General features: G+C 56.1%; 15 protein-coding genes, 1 tRNA gene and 1 pseudogene. 5 read left to right on the top strand and 12 right to left on the bottom strand.

Annotated features, from left to right (window positions below; genetic code table 11):
* Positions 1 to 4 precede the first annotated feature (4 nt).
* Positions 5 to 1324: an aminotransferase class III-fold pyridoxal phosphate-dependent enzyme gene (locus tag KUL77_RS08350; protein ID WP_297145648.1), complete on the bottom strand. Its 1320-nt coding sequence runs from the start codon at positions 1322 to 1324 to the stop codon at positions 5 to 7.
* Positions 1321 to 2328 (bottom strand): phosphotransferase, encoded by a 1008-nt coding sequence (locus KUL77_RS08345; protein ID WP_297145646.1) that lies wholly within the window; start codon positions 2326 to 2328, stop codon positions 1321 to 1323. The genes KUL77_RS08350 and KUL77_RS08345 overlap by 4 nt, the downstream gene beginning before the upstream one ends.
* Before the next feature lie 107 nt (positions 2329 to 2435).
* Here KUL77_RS08345 and KUL77_RS08340 point away from each other — a divergent pair.
* Both KUL77_RS08340 and KUL77_RS08335 read left to right on the top strand, forming a co-directional pair.
* Positions 2436 to 3143, top strand: a pseudogene (locus KUL77_RS08340) (M15 family metallopeptidase); the annotation flags it as partial.
* Positions 3138 to 4160 (top strand): serine hydrolase domain-containing protein, encoded by a 1023-nt coding sequence (locus KUL77_RS08335; RefSeq protein ID WP_297145804.1) that lies wholly within the window; start codon positions 3138 to 3140, stop codon positions 4158 to 4160. The pseudogene KUL77_RS08340 and the gene KUL77_RS08335, both read left to right, overlap by 6 nt.
* An 11-nt stretch (positions 4161 to 4171) precedes the next feature.
* Here the strand turns inward: KUL77_RS08335 and KUL77_RS08330 are convergent, their stop codons facing one another.
* The 5 genes from KUL77_RS08330 to KUL77_RS08310 form a co-directional block, all read right to left on the bottom strand.
* A complete protein-coding gene (locus tag KUL77_RS08330; protein ID WP_297145643.1) occupies positions 4172 to 6877 on the bottom strand; it encodes a methyl-accepting chemotaxis protein in 2706 nt (901 codons plus the stop codon).
* Positions 6878 to 7001: 124 nt separating this feature from the next.
* Complete coding sequence (locus tag KUL77_RS08325; protein ID WP_297145640.1) at positions 7002 to 7880, bottom strand: pirin family protein; 879 nt, start codon at positions 7878 to 7880, stop codon at positions 7002 to 7004.
* Positions 7881 to 8004: 124 nt separating this feature from the next.
* The gene (locus KUL77_RS08320; RefSeq protein WP_297145637.1) at positions 8005 to 8238 is read right to left on the bottom strand and encodes a hypothetical protein; all 234 of its coding nucleotides are present in this window, start codon (positions 8236 to 8238) and stop codon (positions 8005 to 8007) included.
* Complete coding sequence (locus KUL77_RS08315) at positions 8235 to 8459, bottom strand: hypothetical protein (RefSeq protein WP_297145634.1); 225 nt, start codon at positions 8457 to 8459, stop codon at positions 8235 to 8237. The genes KUL77_RS08320 and KUL77_RS08315 overlap by 4 nt, the downstream gene beginning before the upstream one ends.
* The gene (locus KUL77_RS08310; protein ID WP_297145631.1) at positions 8456 to 8926 is read right to left on the bottom strand and encodes a MarR family winged helix-turn-helix transcriptional regulator; all 471 of its coding nucleotides are present in this window, start codon (positions 8924 to 8926) and stop codon (positions 8456 to 8458) included. The genes KUL77_RS08315 and KUL77_RS08310 overlap by 4 nt, the downstream gene beginning before the upstream one ends.
* A gap of 163 nt (positions 8927 to 9089) precedes the next feature.
* Between KUL77_RS08310 and KUL77_RS08305 the strand changes: the two genes are divergently transcribed.
* Both KUL77_RS08305 and KUL77_RS08300 read left to right on the top strand, forming a co-directional pair.
* Positions 9090 to 9377: a DUF1778 domain-containing protein gene (locus KUL77_RS08305; RefSeq protein ID WP_297145628.1), complete on the top strand. Its 288-nt coding sequence runs from the start codon at positions 9090 to 9092 to the stop codon at positions 9375 to 9377.
* Positions 9374 to 9868 carry a GNAT family N-acetyltransferase gene (locus KUL77_RS08300; RefSeq protein ID WP_297145626.1) on the top strand — a complete coding sequence of 165 codons (495 nt, stop codon included), beginning with the start codon at positions 9374 to 9376 and terminating at the stop codon, positions 9866 to 9868. Before KUL77_RS08305 ends, KUL77_RS08300 begins: the two co-directional genes overlap by 4 nt.
* A 101-nt stretch (positions 9869 to 9969) precedes the next feature.
* On the opposite strand, the gene KUL77_RS08295 is transcribed toward KUL77_RS08300, so the two are convergent.
* Positions 9970 to 10045, bottom strand: a tRNA-Ala gene (locus KUL77_RS08295).
* Between the two features lie 179 nt (positions 10046 to 10224).
* Here KUL77_RS08295 and KUL77_RS08290 point away from each other — a divergent pair.
* A complete protein-coding gene (locus KUL77_RS08290; protein ID WP_297145624.1) occupies positions 10225 to 10647 on the top strand; it encodes a DUF6491 family protein in 423 nt (140 codons plus the stop codon).
* On the opposite strand, the gene KUL77_RS08285 is transcribed toward KUL77_RS08290, so the two are convergent.
* The 4 genes from KUL77_RS08285 to ftsY are packed head-to-tail and all read right to left on the bottom strand — an operon-like array spanning position 10644 to position 14294.
* On the bottom strand, positions 10644 to 10925 hold the full coding sequence (locus KUL77_RS08285; RefSeq protein WP_297145621.1) for an oxidative damage protection protein: 282 nt from the start codon (positions 10923 to 10925) through the stop codon (positions 10644 to 10646). The genes KUL77_RS08290 and KUL77_RS08285 overlap by 4 nt on opposite strands.
* Positions 10926 to 10928: 3 nt before the next feature.
* The gene (gene mutY, locus KUL77_RS08280; protein ID WP_297145618.1) at positions 10929 to 11978 is read right to left on the bottom strand and encodes an A/G-specific adenine glycosylase; all 1050 of its coding nucleotides are present in this window, start codon (positions 11976 to 11978) and stop codon (positions 10929 to 10931) included.
* A complete protein-coding gene (locus KUL77_RS08275) occupies positions 11971 to 13206 on the bottom strand; it encodes a hypothetical protein (protein ID WP_297145615.1) in 1236 nt (411 codons plus the stop codon). The genes mutY and KUL77_RS08275 overlap by 8 nt, the downstream gene beginning before the upstream one ends.
* A complete protein-coding gene (gene ftsY / locus KUL77_RS08270; protein WP_297145612.1) occupies positions 13203 to 14294 on the bottom strand; it encodes a signal recognition particle-docking protein FtsY in 1092 nt (363 codons plus the stop codon). The genes KUL77_RS08275 and ftsY overlap by 4 nt, the downstream gene beginning before the upstream one ends.
* Between the last annotated feature and the right edge of the window lie 31 nt (positions 14295 to 14325).

The following is a 14325-nucleotide window of genomic DNA, read 5'->3' as shown; positions in this document are numbered from 1 at the left end:
TTGCTTATAGAGTTTTTAATACGGCATCAAGCTTGCTTAGAAACTCTTCAGCGTTGGCGCGGCTAAACACAATCGGTGGCTTGATCTTCAGTACGTTGTCATCGGGGCCATCGGTAGAAAGAAGTACGTGTTTGGCCTTCATTGCTTCTACAACCGCTTTGGCGCGTGCTGCATCAGGCAGGCGTTGGTTGGTATCGGCCACGAACTCTGCACCGATAAATAGGCCACGTCCACGAACCTCGCCAATACCGCTGTAGCGGTTTTGTAAATCACGCAGGCCTTCCATAATAAAATTTCCAACCTGTAATGCGTTCTCGCGAAGCCGTTCTTCTTCAATCACCTCGAGCACAGCGAGCCCCATGGCGCATGAAACGGGGTTGCCTGCAAACGTGTTGAAATACTCCATGCCGGTGACGAAACTGGCGGCAATTTCAGGTGTTGTTACCACCGCGCCCATCGGGTGGCCGTTACCAATAGGTTTGCCTAGGGTCACGATGTCAGGGACAACACCCTGCGCTTCAAATGCCCACATGGCGTCACCCACGCGGCCAAACCCTACCTGCACTTCATCCGCGAGGCATAGCCCTCCGGCGGCGCGCACCTGCGCATAGGCTTCTGCAAGATAACCTTGGGGAAGGATGATTTGTCCGCCACAACCCAGCAGAGATTCGGCGTAGAACACTGCAGGCTTGTGGCCATTAGATTGCAGTGTTTGGATGGCCGTGCCTACCCGCTGGCCGTAGCGTTGCCCGGCATCGGAGGCGTCACGAATCTCGCCTCGATATGTGTCGGGCATGGGGGCGACTGCAACATGCGCGCTTTGTCCGGCACCACCTTTACCGTTGAACTTGTACGGGCTTAGCTCAATCATCGAAGGCGAGTGGCCATGGTAGGCGTGATCGAGCACAACCACGCCACGGTTGCCGGTGTGCGCACGCGCAAGGCGCAGCGCAAGGTCGTTCGCTTCGGTACCGGAATTGGTAAGAAATACGACGGAGAGCGGGGCGGGCAGGGTGGCCGTTAGGTGCAGCGCATATTCCACAAGATTGTCGTGTAGATAGCGGGTATTGGTATTCAAAATCGCCATCTGCTCGCTACCTGCACGCACCACGCGCGGGTGGCAATGGCCAACGTGGCAAACGTTGTTCACCATATCTAAATAGGCTTGCCCAGAGTCGTCGTAAAGCCATGTGCCTTCACCGCGCACAATTTTGAGTGGTTGGGAATAGGCGACACTGAGGGTCGGGTTAAGGTGCGTGCGACGTAGGCGTAGCAGTTCGTCACTACTGCGCTGTGGGATATGAAGTTGGGTAGTGTCGATCATGCTGTTGGTCCGAGAAGTGGAGCGACAATGGCGTGCCTAGGCGCGCGGCTAAGCAGGGTGAGAAGTTTGCGTACACCCTGCTGTGAAACCATCACGAAGGCGTTGTCCGGCTGTTGTCGTTGGTTTCGTGTGGCCATCAAGATGCTTTGGCATAAGCGCGCAAGAATAAATTCCTGAAGTGCTTCAAGCTCGCAACGCAGCAGTGGAAGCTGTTTTAAGTAGCCTGCTGCAATGCGCCGCGCGCAGGTAATTGGGTCTTCTTCAAACTGCATGGCATAGGTGCAGGTGATGGCAAGATCGGCTAAGCGAAAGCTGGTGCACAAGTCACCGAAATCAATAATGGCGGCGACATTGAGTTGTTGATCAATGAGGACATTGAGATCGTTCGCATCGTTATGCAGCGGTTGAATTGGAAGCTCTTCCATCCGCTGCGCAAGAGCATTACAAAATGCCTGCGCATGCTGGGCCACGATTGTGCGGATCGGGCTGTCTTCAATATTGGGAATTTCTTCTAGCAGCGCGGGTAAGTGCAGCAGGTTCCATTCGTGCATACGCGCAGCAGCAGGGTGTTGGAAGCGGCTCAGACCACGCGTCAGTGTGCCAACGGCTTGGCCAAGATGGTCGTGAAGCGCTTCGCGTTGATATTGATTAAGCGTAGCAATGGTGTCGGCATAAGTGGTGCCGGGAACAAAACTCAGCAGGCGTACTAGGCGCTGCTGGCCTTCCAGATGGAGCGAAAGCAGGTGCTCGCCACTTGCCGTCAACCGCACCTGCGGGCAACCAAGTTGCGGTTCTTGTTGTGCAAGATGCAGCATGGCTTGGTTTTCTAGGTCAATTTCTTCCCGTGCCCATGATGGGTGGGCGATTTTCAAAACAAAGTCACCGTTTTCTGTGCGAATGCGAAAATTGCGGTCGGAGTAAGAAGGTAGCTCGCTGGCTTGGCCGCGCACGTTCCAGTGCTCAAGCACGATGTATTCGGCGGTTGTGGTTGTAATGGCGTCCATCGGATGTATTGTGCCGCGTGGCGGCGCCGAGTGTGGGGGAATAATTGCCAGACAGAGTGCCTGCTTGCACTGGCGTTTGGCTAGAGAAGCGGGTAAAAGCCGAAGCCATGAAGCCTATATTGAAAACGCATCTACTTGGCGCGGCCCTCGCGTTATGGGTTGCAGGTGGCGCATCCGCCGCACCAGCACAGCAGCTCTCACCCGCAACAACCATGCACGATGCTGGTCTGGTGGATATTCGTAGTTTAGTGCCAGATATGGATCAAGAGATCCGCTATTTCGGGCAGCATAATTTTATGGGAAGGCCGGTGGAAGGCTATGCCGCGCCGCGCTGCTGGTTGCAAAACGAGGTAGCCGAAGCCCTAGCGCGTGTGGACACCGAGCTGCGTAAACAGCACCGGAGGCTGCGTATTTATGACTGCTACCGCCCGGCGCGCGCGGTGGCGTATTTTGTGCGTTGGATGGATGACCCTGCCGATACCAAAATGAAGACCGAGTTCTATCCAGATTTAGAAAAGAAGCAGCTCAGTGGTGGCTATATCGCGCCGGTTTCTGGGCATAGCCGAGGTGGCACGGTAGATCTCACCCTACTGCAATGTGATGACGTAGGGAGTAGCTGCACACCTTTAGATATGGGCACGGCGTTCGATTTTTTTGGAACGAAGGCACACACCGATACCGATGAAGTCTCACTCGCGCAGCGCACGAACCGCCATATGCTGCGTGCTGCGATGGAGCAACAGGGCTTTCGCAATTACGTGGATGAGTGGTGGCACTACACATTAAAAAATGAGCCCACGCCAGAAATAATGTACGACGTGCCCGTGAATTACCCTGAGGATGCAATGCCAAACACTGCAGTTGAGCGGTTGATGCAGGCCTATGAAGGTGAAGCGCCGGGTGCATCGCTGTTGGTGTTGAAAGACGGTAAGCCACTGGTGATGCGCGGCTACGGACGTTCACTTTTAGAGCAAGACGTATTGGCCGATGCGCACACCAATTATCGGTTGGCGTCGGTAAGCAAGCAATTTACTGCCGCCGCGATTTTGCTGTTGGCGCAAGATGGAACGCTTTCAATTAAAGACCCCGTGCGGCGCTGGTTGCCTTCTTTGCCAAACGAGGTGGCTGGAGTCACGCTTGAGCATTTGCTGACGCATACATCGGGTTTGCTTGATTACGAAGACTTGATGCCAGTGCCTTGCACAGGACAAATTCGCGATGCCGGCGTGCTTGCATTGCTGGAGAAAGAACATCGCCTGTACTTTGCGCCGGGAACGCAGTACCGCTACAGCAATAGCGCCTATGCACTGCTCGCATTGATCGTAGAGCGCGCCGCAAAACAGCCATATCCTGAGTTTCTAAAGCAACGTATTTTTAAGCCATTAGGCATGAACAATACGCTGGCTTATGTAGAAGGTGGTGCTGACGTGCCGCATCGCGCCTATGGGTATAGCTGGGCGGGCGAATCGTGGCAGCGCACCGACCAAAGTTCGACAAGCGCCGTACTGGGAGATGGCGGTATTTATTCCAATCTGCATGATCTTGCGCTGTGGGACGCCGCCCTATATGACAGCCGCCTATTGTCGGATGCCTCGCGCAAACTGGCGTTCTCAGCGCATGTACAGGTAGCGGGTGAAGGTTATGAAGCTGGTTATGGCTTCGGCTGGCGCATCACAGGCGATACGCTTTGGCATTCTGGGGAAACGATTGGCTTTCGCAATGTGATCGTGCGTTGGCCCAAGCAGCGGCTAACAGTGATTTTACTGAGCAACCGGAACGATCCAGAGCCATACCAAACAGCGCTCCGAATTGGAGCGCTGTTTCAGCACTAAAGGCAAGCTGCTTATTGCATCTTAAACACAGCTACAGCGTCGGCGAGGTCGTCGGCTTGCTCTTGTAACGAGTGCGCTGCGGCCGAGGCTTCTTCCACCATCGCGGCGTTTTGCTGAGTAACGCCGTCCATATGGGTGATGGTTTGGTTCACCTGCTCAATGCCCGCACTTTGTTCTTGCGAGGCTGCAGAGATTTCGGCCATCAAATCGTTGACTCTTGAAATAGCGGCCACGATTTCCCGCATCGTATTGCCCGCATCGTTAACCAAGGCAGCACCTTGATCCACGCGTTCAACAGAATCGCTGATGAGGTCTTTAATTTCCTTGGCCGCACCAGCGCTGCGCTGCGCGAGTGCGCGTACTTCACCTGCAACAACGGCAAACCCGCGGCCTTGTTCACCTGCGCGCGCCGCTTCGACTGCGGCATTGAGTGCAAGAATATTGGTTTGAAAAGCAATGCTGTCGATCACACCAATGATGTTTTCAATTTGCTTCGATGCGCTGGTGATGCCGGTCATTTGTTCGACAACTTGCTCCACCACTTTGCCACCGCGCGCGGCCACATCGGCGGCGCCGGTGGTGACTTGGCGTGCTTGATTCGACGATTCGGCGTTGTTCTTCACCGTCGATGTGAGCTCTTCCATCGACGCAGCCGTTTCTTCCAGTGAGGCGGCTTGCTGTTCTGAACGTGCAGACAGGTCGCTATTGCCTGCAGCAATTTCACGCGCTGCGGTGCGAATGGCATCAACGGCAGTTTGCACGCGCTGTAGGGTTTCTGTCAGGCGTTCGGCCGTGGTGTTGGTGGCATCGCGCATATTGCCAAACACGCCTGAGTAATTGGCGGTGATGCGCTGGGTTAAATCGCCATCGGCCATAGCTGTAAGAACGCGCTGCACATCGGCCATGGTGGCCGCATTGGTTTGCAGAAGGGTGTTGAGCTGATCGGCTAGGGTGAGGAAGAAGCCTTCCTTGCCGTTTTTGTCGATCCTCTGGTTCAAATCGCCGTTGGCGGCCGAGGCCAAAACCTTGGCCACTTCCTGCTCGGTTTTAACTTCACCAGTGCGGTCGCGCCATTCCACGACATGGCCCACCGGCTGGCCTTGATCGTCACGAATGGTGGCTATGTTTTGCGCAAACTGTGCGTTGCCAAATTGCATTTGACGCTGCGCTGATCCGTTCTGCTCCAGCCGCTGTATTAAAGCGGTATCCATTTTTTGGTTGGGCTCCAGCACGGTAATGGGTTGCCCCACCAATGGCTTATTGCCGTCGAAGTGTGGAAGCGTGGCCTTGAAGTCACTGCCATAGCGCTCTAGGCTGTCCTTGAGTGCTTGGTTGGCAAATACGATATCGAGCTGGGGGTTGGTGAGATAAACACCAGTGGAAATGTAATCAAGGGCCGTTCGCACGCGCAAATTTTCGGCAGCAATTTTATGCTCGCTTTCCAAACGTGCTTTGAGGTCGGTTTGCATTGTGCGCAAGGCTTTGGAGACGAGCCCCACTTCATCTTCGCCGCCTGCGGCAATGGGATAATCCAGTTGGCCTGCGGCCACGGCATCAACGCCTTGAACGATACCTTTGAGCGGGCTGCCAATCATCGTACGAAGCAGCACAATCACCACGGCAACAAGAGCAAGAACAGTCAGCACTCCCACCATAATCACGCGGTTGCGTATTTCCACGACCCCCGCCATTACGGCATCCAACGGTGCGGTTACCATCAAGATAAACGTATCTGCAGAGCGGCCAATTTTGACGGGTGCATAGACGCGCAGCACTTCACCCTTAATCAGCGTGCCTTGGTCGCGCACATATACCGTTTCTCCTTTCGCAAGCGCGGCGGTAACGTTTTTGATGTCTTGGTTCCAAGGTTTACCCAGTAACTCTTTTTCTGGGGCGGCTAAGACCATGCCCGTGGGCGAGAGCAGGCGAGCAATGCCGTTGCCATAAGGGCGCACCTTGGCAAGGCTGGCTTGAATCGCGTCCAGCGTAATGTCGGCACCAGCAACGCCTTTGAATTCACCGTTCACCTTGATGGGCACCATCAGGCTGGTCATCAACACCTGCTTGCCCGAGACATCGTCGGAGTAGGGCTCAAACATCATTTCGCCATCACGTTGTTGAACCGCAACGTAGTAGGGCATGGCATCTGGACCGTCGGTTTTAAGGTCGCTGGCGCTGCCTATCGAGTTCTGAAGGCTGACCTTTCCGGGGCCATCGCTATGCCAATAAATCGAAACACGGCCAGAATCGGTACCGGCTTTTTGTGAGGCTGTTAGCGTGTCTGAGAACGCGGTAAGGCCTGCTTCGTCTGGCTCGCCATTCGGCCAACTGCGAGCAAACTCTGCGTCTTTTCCATCAAAGCCATTGGGAGCAAACTCTAGCCAGTAACCAAGCGCGCTGGCGTCTGAAACCGTGAAGTTGCGTGCTAAGCTAGAAGCCTCTTCTCGGCTTCCCTGGTGCGCCATGATATTGGTGGTGGCATCGGCAAGACCGCGCACTTGTGCAAGTGTCTCACCGGCACTGCCGCCCACTTTGGCCGCTTCGGCTTTGGCGAGTTCTTCCAACTCACTAATGGCTGCAGCCTCTTGTAGCGCGGCGGCTTTTTGTTGAATGAGCCAAGTGGCGATAGCAAAGCACAGCGCTGCCACGACTCCTAAGATCAGCGCTGTGCGTGCAACGATAGATTTCAGGCCAAGCCCAGTGTCTTTTTTGCGCATGGCTACCCCTTGACGTGCCGTTGTTGTGAAAATCGGGCGCTACTTTACAGCAGCCTATCAAGGACTATAACGCGGTTTGATCACTATTCTTGAGCTTGGTCTGGGGGGCGCTTGTTCAAGCACGTTAGTGCTGGGCAAATTTTCCGCTATTGAAGTCGGCAATGGTTTGGATGATTTCTGCTTGGCTGTTCATCACAAATGGCCCGTGCCCCACTACTGGCTCGTTGATGGGCTCTCCGGAGAGTAGCAAGAATTTGGCTTCATCTTTCGCGGTAATACGAACGCCTTTACCCGAGGTTGAAAGCGTGGCGATTTCGGCCGCGGCCAGTGGCGTGGCATCGTTCACTACGATATTGCCGCCCAGCATAACTAGCAGCGTTGTCCAGCCTTCAGGCTGCGGCAGCTCTACCGTGTGGCCAGCAGCGAGGCGAACATCGAGCACGTTCATGGGAGTAAACGTGCGCGCGGGGCCTTGCACGCCAAGGTGCGCGCCCGCGATCACCCGCAGTTTGCCTGCCGAATCGGGCAGGGTAACCGTGGGAATCTGCGCAGCGGTAATGCCCTGATAATGCGCGGGTGTCATTTTGTCTTTGGCGGGCAGGTTGACCCACAGCTGCACCATCTCGAACGGGCCGCCGCGTGCCGCGTAGTCTTCTGAATGAAATTCCTCATGGATGATGCCGCCACCTGCAGTCATCCACTGCACGTCGCCTTCACGAATCACACCGCCCGCGCCAGTGGAGTCGCGGTGTTCAACCTCACCTGCATACACAATGGTGACCGTTTCAAATCCACGATGCGGGTGCTGTCCCACGCCTCGGCGCTCCGTGGTTGGGGAAAACTCCGTGGGCGCGGCGTAATCGAGCAGCAAAAACGGGCTGCGTTCGGCCACCTTCGGGCCGTTGTAATTGAACATGCCATGGACGGGGAAGCCATTTCCTACCCAGTGGCGACCGGGCGCGCTAATGGTGTTCAGAAGGGTTTTGTATGAGGTGTCAGACATGGTGAAAACTCCGAATGCCGACCGGCGAGGACCGGTGCTGAAGGCAGTAGAGTCATTCTATTGTTTGTAATAATGGATATAAATACTTAAAAACTTACGCATTGTTCCAATTATGTGGCTACTGTTACTTGTCACCCGTTGCTCGAAGCCGTAAGCGCCCCGCCAGCCGCAAGCCATCGCGCATATTGAGCCCCAGTAGGGTGATGTTGGCAGCGCCAGCGAGCAATTCCAGCCCCTGCAACGCGTAGAACGCGCCATCAAAACGACCCGCGTTGGCCCAAGAGGCCAGCACGAAGGCGCTTGGCAACAATACCAATAGACCGTTCGCCGCCACGATCTTCATCCGCTGTGCCTTCACTTCAATGAGGCGACCACGGCGCGTGCTGGCGAGTGAAAAACCACTGCCCCGGTGGCGGCCATCGCTGGGATGAGCAGCCACATGCCAGCGAGGATCGCGTTCTTTATCGCCGTGACGCTATCCAGACCGAGAAACGCTTCGGAAACGGCTGTCGACACCCAGAACGTCGTAATGCACAGCAGTGCTACAGCTCCAAAAAAACCATGCAGCTTTGCTTTCATGATTCGGCCTCCAATGAAAAGGGCGTGGTTTGCAGGTGGTGCAGGAGGCTCACTAGGGTTTGTGTCGTTGTCTCTAGTTGAGCGGCGGGGATCAATGCCGCCAACTGCTCTGCTTGGGCGTTCCACAGCGCATCTGCTTGTGCATAAAGCGCCTGTCCTTTCGGCGTTAGGCTGTAGAGTGGAGAGCGCTTGTGCGCCGGGTTGGGACGCGATTGGAGCATCCCTTGCTCAAGCAATAAGTTCAGTTGTTTTTGCGCCCCTTGGCGCGTGACGCCCATTGCTTCACCTACTTGTGGGGCGGTGAGTGGTGCATCCGCCAAGGTGATCGCCCCTAGCATTTGCCAGCGCGCACTAGTCAGCCCCAAGGGTTCAACCAGCCGATCCTCCCACTGTAAAAGCGCCCCATTTAGGCGAAAAACCGTCAGTGCGGTATGGGTAATTGCGGCAGCATGGAGATTGAATGTCATCTGGGGCAACCGTTTGTTAATATGACAACCAGTTTCCATTATCGGTAACCAGTTGTCAATAACTTTAGGGAAATTCCGCTAGTACGGCTGACGTTCTGGATATGGATGATTTGCGTCTTTTGTACTAACATTGTGTCTGACGTACATCATCAGGAGGTCTGCCATGCCTACCGCTTCTGTACCTGCGCGCTCCGCCCGGCTTGGGCTGCGTGCGACTACACAGCAAGAGGCGGTGCTTCGCCGTGCCGCCGAAGTGGCACACAAGTCCTTGACCGATTTCATCCTCGACGCGGCGTACCGTGCCGCCGAGCAGACCTTGCTGGACCAGCGGCTGTTTATGGTGTCTGGCAGTCAATACCAAGCGCTGCTTGAAATGTTGGATCGGCCAGAATCTGACAATCCCGGCTTGGCCGATCTGTTTTCACGCCGTCCGGTCTGGGACAAGAAGTGAGTCTGTCAGCACCGTTATCCCTAGGTGCTCGTCATCGGCTTGAAGGGTTCGACTGTGGAAAACCGGCACTCACGGACTGGCTGCTGCGCCACGCGCGGCAAGCACAAAGCAGCGGCTCAGCAAGGACTTTTGTGTCTTGCGATGGTGAGCGTGTTGCAGGCTACTACAGCTTGACGGTCGGCCAAATCGACACCCTTGAGGCCCCCGAGCGGGTTCGCCGCGGGATGGGCCAGTACCCGATCCCGTTGATCATCCTTGCAAGGTTGGCCGTTGACCTTGACTACCAGAAGCGTGGACTTGGCTTCAGTCTGTTACAGGATGCCATTCGGCGTGCCATCGCCGTTGCCGAGAATGCAGGCATCCGCGCGATGCTGACCCACCCCTTCGATGCCGAGGCAGATGCGTTCTACCGGCGTTTCGGCTTTGAATCAACACCGGAAAACGAAGGGCAGTTGATTCTCTTGCTCAAGGACGCGAGACGCCTTGCTTAGCCCCACTTTTGGAGTCCACTAAAAGCGGATGTGCTCACCCCGCGTGGCGTGCGGATTCCGCAAACGAAACGCCCAACCGAGAACGGTTGGGCGCTGAATAGTGGTGGAGCCAGGGAGGATCGAACTCCCGACCTCGTCATTGCGAACGACGCGCTCTCCCAGCTGAGCTATGGCCCCATAAGGGAAGGCAAATTTTAGGGGAAGGGTGGGCGCTGTGGCAAGCAATTTTGAATATTTCGTAACAACAAGCTGTCAGATAGATAAATCGCAGCGGGGTGTGGTTGGTTTTGCTGGAACGAGGTGGGCTAAGTTGAGTCTTAGCTGATAACTTCTCGATCTTGTTGGAGGGAGCCATTATGAAAACGCTCGTACTTTCCGTCATTGCCGCCGCTGTGCTGGCGGGCTGCGCCACCGCACAAATAAGCGATTCAGACCGCTTGGCGCTGTATCAAGCCAATGCGGGCGCGCCGGTGAATACCATCATGTACACCTCGCCGCGCGGCTGGGACCGCGTGGATAGTGAGCATATCGTGGTAGATATGGCGCCTAACCGGCAGTGGCTGCTCACCTTGAGCGGAAATTGCCTCGACTGGGGCACGGGCTCGCCGTTTATTGGGCTTGAGCCGAAAATAGGCGGAATGCTGGCGAAGTTTGACGAAGTGCATGTGAAAGGCGCACCGATGTCTTGCCGCATCAATGAAATCCGCCCGGTGAATATCAAGGCGATTCGAGCGAGTGAAAACGCGCTGCGTGAACAGGCGAAAGCGCAGAAGTCTTAGTCTTGCTCAGGCTCGGCCGGGTGATAGCCCGGTGGCATGGTCTTTTGGCCTTCAAATAAAAATTTGACCATCTCGCGTTCAAGAAATGCGCATTGCTCCGGGTTCATCGGGGTGATGCGGTATTCATTGATCAAAATAGTTTGATGCGCCATCCAGCGCTGCCAAGCGGGCTTACCTACCTCGTGATAGACACGCAGACCATCGGCACTGGGCCAAGGCGGAAAATCCAACCCGTCGGTGTCGATATCGTCTACGACGCAATGCACTTTGCGCGCCATCTGTTACTCCTGAAGCAGCTTTCTTACGGGGGCCGGTAGCCCGTGTGCGGATAGTTCGCCGGGGGCTACCCAGCGCTGGCTGTCATTATCGCTGATCCGCGCAGGCAGGCGCTTGACGTGAATGGTGCGCGGCTGAATGTTGAGCCGATAATGAGAAAAGCGATGCACAAGAATCGGTAGTGTTTGTGCGTCTTGCAGCGTCTTGCCGTGATGCTGCAACAGCCAGTGCTGCGCTTCATCTTCCGTATCAAATTCAGGCAGCGACCACAGCTGCGCCCAAATGCCGGTAGCGGGGCGGCGCTGTAGAAACACGCGGTCTTTGCTGTCTTTGAGAATAAGCTGAATCACACTACGCTGCGGCAGCGCTTTTTTCGGCTTGGGTGTAGGCAGCTCGTGCGTGCGCTGGGTCTGGAAGGCGGAGCAAATCGTTTGTAGTGGGCAACGCTGGCAGCTTGGGTTGCTGCGCGTGCACAGAGTTGCGCCAAAATCCATTTGCGCCTGTGTGTAGTCGGCTAGGCGGGCAGCGGGGAGCAGTTGTTCGGCAAGAGCCCAAAGCTGCTTTTCAATGGCGGGTGTGCCCGGCCAGCCAGAGATGCCAAACAGGCGGCAGAGTACGCGTTTAACGTTGCCATCCAAAATGGGCGCGGCATCGCCCCAAGCCTGCGACACAATCGCGCCCGCAGTGCTGCGGCCAATACCTGGTAGCTGCATCAGTGCTTCAAGGTCACGCGGCAAATCACCGCCGTGTTGTTGCATACATCGCTGGGCAGCAGCATGCAGATTGCGCGCGCGGCTGTAATAGCCAAGCCCCGACCACAGGCTAAGTACGTCGTCTAAAGGGGCTGCGGCCAGCGCAGGTAGGCTTGGGAGTGCATTGATGAAGCGCTGAAAATAGTCGATAACGACAGACACTTGCGTCTGCTGCAGCATGATCTCGCTCAGCCAGACTCGATACGGTGTGCGTGGGTGCTGCCAAGGAAGATCGTGGCGGCCGTGCGCATCGAACCATTCAAGCAACTGTGGCGCGAATGAAGTAAGGCGTGCGTCACTCATGGTTAGAATCAAGTTCAACTTCAACGCCTTCCAAAATAACGCCGCTCATTTCGATGCGCGGTGTGGTGAGCTTGCCTGTTAGCGGAGGTAGCGGGGTGCTGTTGTTGCCGTCGATCCAGCGTAAAACATCAGGAAGCTGAAAAGTCGCTTCAAAATGCGTCTTGTCTTGCTGCAGGGTGAGCTGCGTTGTATTGGCAAGGTCGGGTGTGCCGGTATAGCGCAAGGTAAAAGTGTAAGGCGCAGCATTGGCCGATAGCGGCACGGGGAGGGCGGGCCAGCCGCTAGGCCAATGCGCCATCGTGCCATCAAGACGTAGCCGCAGTTCACGGCCAGCGGCTATCTGGCCGCGTGCGGTAAAGCTAGGTACGAGGTTGTCGCCTTGTAAGGTGACTGCAACAGGAACGAAACGCCAGTTGGCGTCATCAAACAGCATGGGGCCATCAAGGCTTAGTTTGAAAGAAGTCTGTGTTGTGCCCACAGCATAGCGGCCTGCGATGCCGATTTTTGCGGGTTTGAGCAAGACCGAGTCTTTGCCAATGCGCAGCGGCCCTGCCAGCGAAATTTGGGTGGACAGGTTCCATCCGTCGCCATGAATGTCTAGTGTTCCACGGCTGCGAAGATCCGCACTGCGCTTGTTAAGCAGAGCCTCTGGGCTGTCTAGATCAATATGAAGATTTGCATTGGCTTGCAGCGGTGCGTCGATATAACGTCCGCTTACGCGTAGCTGCATGGGCTGCGTGGGTACGAAATGCGGCAGCGTAAGGGTAATGTTTTCAATGTCCCAATCGTTGTTACGTACCTGCCCTTGGTGAACGCTTAGGCCGCTGCGAAGTGTGGGGAGCTGCGTTGTTTCAGCGGATGGACGCGAAGCCAACCAGCGCTGTAGCGCAGGGATGTCCAAAACAGGGGCGTCTAGCGCGATGCGCTCTAGCACTAACGGCGCGCCAAGATTGCGCAGCGTTTGCCACGGCAGCGTAACTTCGATGCGCTGGCTTTTTAGAAGCGGGGTGTCTTGGCCTATTTGCTTGGCAGAAAGGCCGGACACTTCCAGCGCCGGTGTGCCGCGCAGTTGGTAATGGATAGCGCTTGCCGAAAGCTCAAGACCAAGTGTCCGCCCAGCTTGCGATAGCAAAAAACGTGCAAAAAATTGCGTTTGCAGCAGGCCAAGTCCCAGCAAAACGATGGCAAGGAAGGTGCCGGTAAAACCGAGCAGCCGCCGCCGTTTCACCCCAAAGCCTCCGGAAGCAGTGCATCCACAAAAGCCTCGGCATCAAAGACGCGCAGGTCTTCTTGGCGTTCACCAATACCCGCAAAGCGAATGGGAATGCCAAATTCGCGCGCCAGTGCAAACACCACGCCGCCCTTGGCCGTGCCGTCGAGCTTGGTCACAACAAGGCCCGTGACCGGAATTTTTTCATTGAACTTGCGTACTTGATTGATGGCATTTTGGCCGGTGGTGCCGTCGATCACCATCAACACTTCATGCGGCGCTTCGGCATCAATTTTGCGCAGCACACGCGCCACTTTGGCCAGCTCATCCATCAGCCCGCCTTGGGTATGCAGGCGGCCAGCGGTATCGGTAATTAGAACGTCGGTGCCGCGTGATTTGGCCGCTTGCAACGCGTCATAAGCAACGGAAGCAGCGTCAGCGTTTTGCCCTTGCGCCACCACAGCCACGCCGTTGCGCTCACCCCACGCCTGCAGCTGGGCAACCGCGGCGGCGCGGAAGGTATCGCCTGCGGCCAGCATCAAGCTGCGGCCTTCACCTTTGAAACGATGTGCTAGCTTGCCGATGGTCGTGGTTTTGCCCACGCCGTTGACGCCAACAGTAAGCAGCACGAAGGGCTTTTTTGAGGCATCAATGTGCAGCGGCTTGGCCACGGGTGCGAGCAGGGCGATCAGGTCGCTACGGAGCGCCTGCAGCAGCGCATTGGCGTCGGCAAATTCACGCGCTTTCATGCGCTTGCGCAGCGATTCCACCAGCTGCGTACTGGCCGTTACGCCAACATCGGCAGTAAGTAGCGCCGTTTCAATTTCATCTAACAGGTCGTCGTCGAGCTTGGGGTTGCGCGAAAACAGCCCGCTAAACGTGCGCGCAAAGGCACTGTTGCGTAGGCGTTCGCGCCAGCCGGGCTTGCCTTCTGCTGCAGGGGCCGGCAGCGCGTGCTCGGCCGGTTCATTGGTTTCGGAAGGCGCAGCGGCAGCAGGCTCGGGAGCGGTATCAACCGTTTCAACAGCGGTGTGCTCTTCTACATGTGCCGATTCCGGCGTAGAAGTGTGTGCGTCGGGTTTTTTGCGGCGAAACCAGTTGAGCATGTTGCCGAGATATGTCGGAAAATAGCGCCCA

It is taken from the genome of Thermomonas sp. (genome assembly GCF_019104945.1).
Taxonomy (GTDB): domain Bacteria; phylum Pseudomonadota; class Gammaproteobacteria; order Xanthomonadales; family Xanthomonadaceae; genus Thermomonas.
Note: the sequence above shows the minus strand (reverse complement) of the source record. Positions and strands in the feature narration are given on the sequence as shown.

Excerpts from the sequence above, each read along its gene's own strand:
- KUL77_RS08350 (WP_297145648.1), bottom strand. The coding sequence starts at position 1,324 with ATGATCGACACTACCCAACTTCATATCCCACAGCGCAGTAGTGACGAA.
- KUL77_RS08345 (WP_297145646.1), bottom strand. The coding sequence starts at position 2,328 with ATGGACGCCATTACAACCACAACCGCCGAATACATCGTGCTTGAGCAC.
- KUL77_RS08335 (WP_297145804.1), top strand. The coding sequence starts at position 3,138 with ATGTACGACGTGCCCGTGAATTACCCTGAGGATGCAATGCCAAACACT.
- KUL77_RS08330 (WP_297145643.1), bottom strand. The coding sequence starts at position 6,877 with ATGCGCAAAAAAGACACTGGGCTTGGCCTGAAATCTATCGTTGCACGC.
- KUL77_RS08325 (WP_297145640.1), bottom strand. The coding sequence starts at position 7,880 with ATGTCTGACACCTCATACAAAACCCTTCTGAACACCATTAGCGCGCCC.
- KUL77_RS08315 (WP_297145634.1), bottom strand. The coding sequence starts at position 8,459 with ATGAAAGCAAAGCTGCATGGTTTTTTTGGAGCTGTAGCACTGCTGTGC.
- KUL77_RS08310 (WP_297145631.1), bottom strand. The coding sequence starts at position 8,926 with ATGACATTCAATCTCCATGCTGCCGCAATTACCCATACCGCACTGACG.
- KUL77_RS08305 (WP_297145628.1), top strand. The coding sequence starts at position 9,090 with ATGCCTACCGCTTCTGTACCTGCGCGCTCCGCCCGGCTTGGGCTGCGT.
- KUL77_RS08290 (WP_297145624.1), top strand. The coding sequence starts at position 10,225 with ATGAAAACGCTCGTACTTTCCGTCATTGCCGCCGCTGTGCTGGCGGGC.
- KUL77_RS08285 (WP_297145621.1), bottom strand. The coding sequence starts at position 10,925 with ATGGCGCGCAAAGTGCATTGCGTCGTAGACGATATCGACACCGACGGG.
- mutY (WP_297145618.1), bottom strand. The coding sequence starts at position 11,978 with ATGAGTGACGCACGCCTTACTTCATTCGCGCCACAGTTGCTTGAATGG.
- ftsY (WP_297145612.1), bottom strand. The coding sequence starts at position 14,294 with ATGCTCAACTGGTTTCGCCGCAAAAAACCCGACGCACACACTTCTACG.